We start from the raw sequence: 3542 nt of genomic DNA, 5'->3' as shown, positions 1-3542 counted from the left end.
CGCTCCGTGCGCGAACTGTTCACGAGTTGCCGGTCACCGCACGGTTGGCGACGAGGAGGTCGTGGAGCGCATCGGCATCGAGCGGGCGGGCCAGGAAGTAGCCCTGCGCCAGATTGCATCCGAAGGCCTCCAGCGCGGTGACCTGCGCTTCGCTTTCCACTCCCTCGGCGACCGGGACCAGTCCCAACGTGCGCGTGAGTTGGACGATGGCCTCCACGATCGACGATTCCTCCCGCACGAGCATGTTGTTCACGAACGAACCGTCGATCTTCAAGAAGTCGACGGGGAACCGCTCCAGATAGCTGAGCGAGGAATGGCCGGTCCCGAAGTCGTCGACCGCGAGCCGGACACCGACTTCGCGGAGCCGTCGAAGGTTCACCGCAGCACCCTCGGGGTCGGCCATGAGCGCGTCCTCCGTGATCTCGAAAACCAGGCGGTCTGCCGACACACCGGTCTGGCTCAGGTGCTCGGTGACGCGTCCGGCCAACCGGCGGTCGAGCAGTTGATGCGGTGACAGGTTGACGGTGACGGCCGGCGTGTCCGATCCGAGGTCGGCCGCCCACCGTGCCACCTGGCGAAGCGACTGCGCGAGAACGTGGTCGCCGATCTCGTCGATGAGCCCGCTCTCCTCGGCGAGCGGGATGAATGACGACGGTTCGAGCATTCCTCGCCCGGGGTGATCCCATCGCACGAGCGCCTCGACCGCAGCGATCCGTTGCGATCCCGTCTCGAAGATCGGCTGATACTGCACGACCAGTTCGCCTCGACCGGCAGCACCGCGCAGATGCACCGCCACCTCGAGGCGTTCCACAGCGGCGGCGTGCATGTCCGGGTGGAACACGCGGTAGCAACTTCTGCCGCCACCCTTGGCCGTGTACATCGCGAGGTCGGCGTTGCGGAGCAGGGCACTGCCATCGAGCTCGGTGTCCGAGCGACCGAACGCCACGCCGACACTGGCGGTCACGGCGACCGAACGCGACCCGAGCACGACCGGCTCCCGCAGCGCCGTCACGATGCGGTCGGCAACGGTGGTTGCCTGGGTCTCGTCCGACAGGTCCTCGATCAGGACGGCGAACTCGTCGCCACCGAGACGGGCCGCGGTGTCCTGCGACCGCAGACACGTCACGAGCCGGTCGCTCATGGCGACCAACAGCCTGTCGCCGACGAGGTGGCCCAGACTGTCGTTGACGATCTTGAACTTGTCGAGATCGATGAAGAGGACCGCCACCGCGCCTCCGGTCCGTTCGACCTTCTTCAGCGCCTGGTCGACTCGTTCGCGGAACAGCGCTTGATTGGCGAGACCGGTGAGATCGTCGTGGAACGCGAGGCGGGTCAGTTCTTCGCGCAACGCACGGTCCCGTGTGACGTCGCGGAAGCTCCACACGCGTCCCACCACGTCGTGGTCGATGCGTTGTGGGAGCGAGTGGGACTCGACGGTGCGTCCGTCCTCGAACTCGAGCACGTCGCGACTCTCGGCATCGACTGCGGGCCGATCGACGTTCCTCGTGAAGGCCGAGGGGTCGCGCAGCTGAGCGAGCGCGTGTTCCAGGGCGGCACCGCCGTCACGACCCTCGAGTACGTCAGGTGGAATTCCCCAGATCTCGACGAACCGCTGATTGAAGGCTCGGATGTGGCCGTGCTGGTCGGCGACCACGATGCCGTCGGCCGTGGATTCCAGCGTTGCTGCGAGTACCGAGTTCGCAGAGCGGAGCGCACGTTCGGCGGCAAGACGGTCCGTGATGTCGTGTCCGGACACGACGAGACTCTCGACCGTCGGGTCGTCGAGCAGGTTCTTGACGGTGACCGCGAACGGCGCCCTCGTCCCGTCACGTCGGACGAAGACGAGGTCCAGCGAGACGGACGAACCACTCTCGACCCCATCACCGGAGACCTCGGTCAGCGCGTCGTTCCAGCTGTCGACGTCGGACTCATCGATGAGTTCGACAAGTCCTCGTCCTTCGAGCCACGCCTGGTCGTGCCCGAGCAGACGCGTGATCGCGGCCGACGAGCCCTGCACGACGCCAGACGCATCGACGAGGAGCTTCAACATCGCCGCGTTGTGCATCAGCGACCGGAACCGGGCATCGGCGTCGTGGGCAACCTCCCACCGGCGGCGCTCCGTCAGGTCACGGATGCTCAACACGAGATTGTCGCCTGCCGGAACCCCGACCACCTCGACGAGTCGCCAGCCCGCCGCGGCGCGCAATCGGACCTCGATCGGCGACCCGACCTTCTTCGACCACACGCTCGACATCGACAGGACGGTCGCTTCGAGGTCGTCGGGATGAATCAGATCGAGCCCGCTCATTCCACCCGAATCGGCGAGCGCCACGCCGAACAGGCGCTCGGCACTCGGATTGGCCCAGAGCACGTGAAGGCGCGGGTCGACCAGCAACACCGAGTCGGGCAGGCCCATGACGATCTCGGCGATCTCGTCGGCGTTCAGGGGAGCTGGCGGCGACGACGACCGCTCATCAGACATGGGACACTCCTTTCCTGCTCGGCACCTTCAGTGTGCACTGTTGCACGTGAGCCGCCTGGCTTCCATGCCGCAACCCCTACCCTCGGAGCGAGTCATGGATTTCGACGTTCGCTCTCCGACGCCCCCGTGGCGTCCCCGACCGCTCGCCCGTTGGCTCTGGAGACTGACGCGAGACGTCCTCGACGAAGTCCGCAGTGACGGACTCGGCGACCTGGCGGCGGCCATCACGTTCTGGACCATCCTGTCGATCCCCGCCGCTGCGCTCGCGCTGGTCAGTGCGCTCGGATCGCTGGAGTCGGTGGTGGAGACCTCGGTGGCCGACGACGTCCAGAGCGAGGTCGAGAACTACGTCGAGACCACCTTTCCGGACAACGACACGCTGCTCGAGACGGTGCGCGAACTGTTCGACACACCGAGCCGCGGCCTCGCCACGATCGCGATGCTCGTCGCCTTGTTCACGCTGTCGCGGGCGTTCGCCGGGCTGATCCGGGCGCTCGACATCGCCTACGAGGTCGAAGATGGTCGGCCGTTCTGGTACGTCCGCATCGTCGCGATCGGCCTCGGGATCGGCACCCTCGTGATCGTCGCAGCGGGAGCGACGTTCCTCGCGATTCTCCCGTCGCTGGCCCTGTCTGGCGTCTCACGATGGCTCACCGGACCCTCGATCGTCGTGGGTCTCGGGCTCTGGGCGGCAACGCTGTTCCACATCGGACCGAATCACAAGACGCCGTGGCGCTACGACGTGCCGGGAGCCGCGTTCACCGCGATCGGGTGGGTGCTCGCGACGCAGGGGTTCGCGATCTATGTCCGCTTCGTTCCGAACGGCAACAACATCCAGACCAGCGTCGGTGCCGTGCTGTTGGCGCTCACGCTGATGTATCTGCTGAGCGCCGTCCTGCTCGTCGGAGCGGAACTCAACGACGTACTCGCCCGGCGGGCAGGAGTCGTGCACCACCCACGGTCGGTCACGTCCCGGGCCCGTTCCGTCGTCGACCGCCTCCGCTCCCGCACCGACCCCACCTGAACCATCGTTCTCGTGAACAGTTCGCGCACGGAGCGC

Annotated in this window: 2 protein-coding genes; one reads left to right on the top strand and one right to left on the bottom strand. The window is 66.7% G+C overall.

The window, feature by feature from the left end; all coding sequences use genetic code 11:
* Positions 1-19: 19 nt before the first annotated feature.
* Positions 20-2482, bottom strand: a complete 2463-nt coding sequence (locus tag ON45_RS18035; RefSeq protein WP_051063334.1) for a sensor domain-containing protein — start codon at positions 2480-2482, stop codon at positions 20-22.
* Positions 2483-2576: 94 nt separating this feature from the next.
* Between ON45_RS18035 and ON45_RS18030 the strand changes: the two genes are divergently transcribed.
* On the top strand, positions 2577-3506 hold the full coding sequence (locus ON45_RS18030) for a YihY/virulence factor BrkB family protein (protein WP_040495748.1): 930 nt from the start codon (positions 2577-2579) through the stop codon (positions 3504-3506).
* Positions 3507-3542: the final 36 nt, after the last annotated feature.

The organism is Ilumatobacter nonamiensis YM16-303 (genome assembly GCF_000350145.1).
GTDB lineage: Bacteria > Actinomycetota > Acidimicrobiia > Acidimicrobiales > Ilumatobacteraceae > Ilumatobacter_A > Ilumatobacter_A nonamiensis.
Note: the sequence above shows the minus strand (reverse complement) of the source record. Positions and strands in the feature narration are given on the sequence as shown.

What these genes read in the sequence shown, in the direction of transcription:
- ON45_RS18035 (WP_051063334.1), bottom strand. Translation starts at nt 2,482, where the DNA reads ATGTCTGATGAGCGGTCGTCGTCGCCGCCAGCTCCCCTGAACGCCGAC.
- ON45_RS18030 (WP_040495748.1), top strand. Translation starts at nt 2,577, where the DNA reads ATGGATTTCGACGTTCGCTCTCCGACGCCCCCGTGGCGTCCCCGACCG.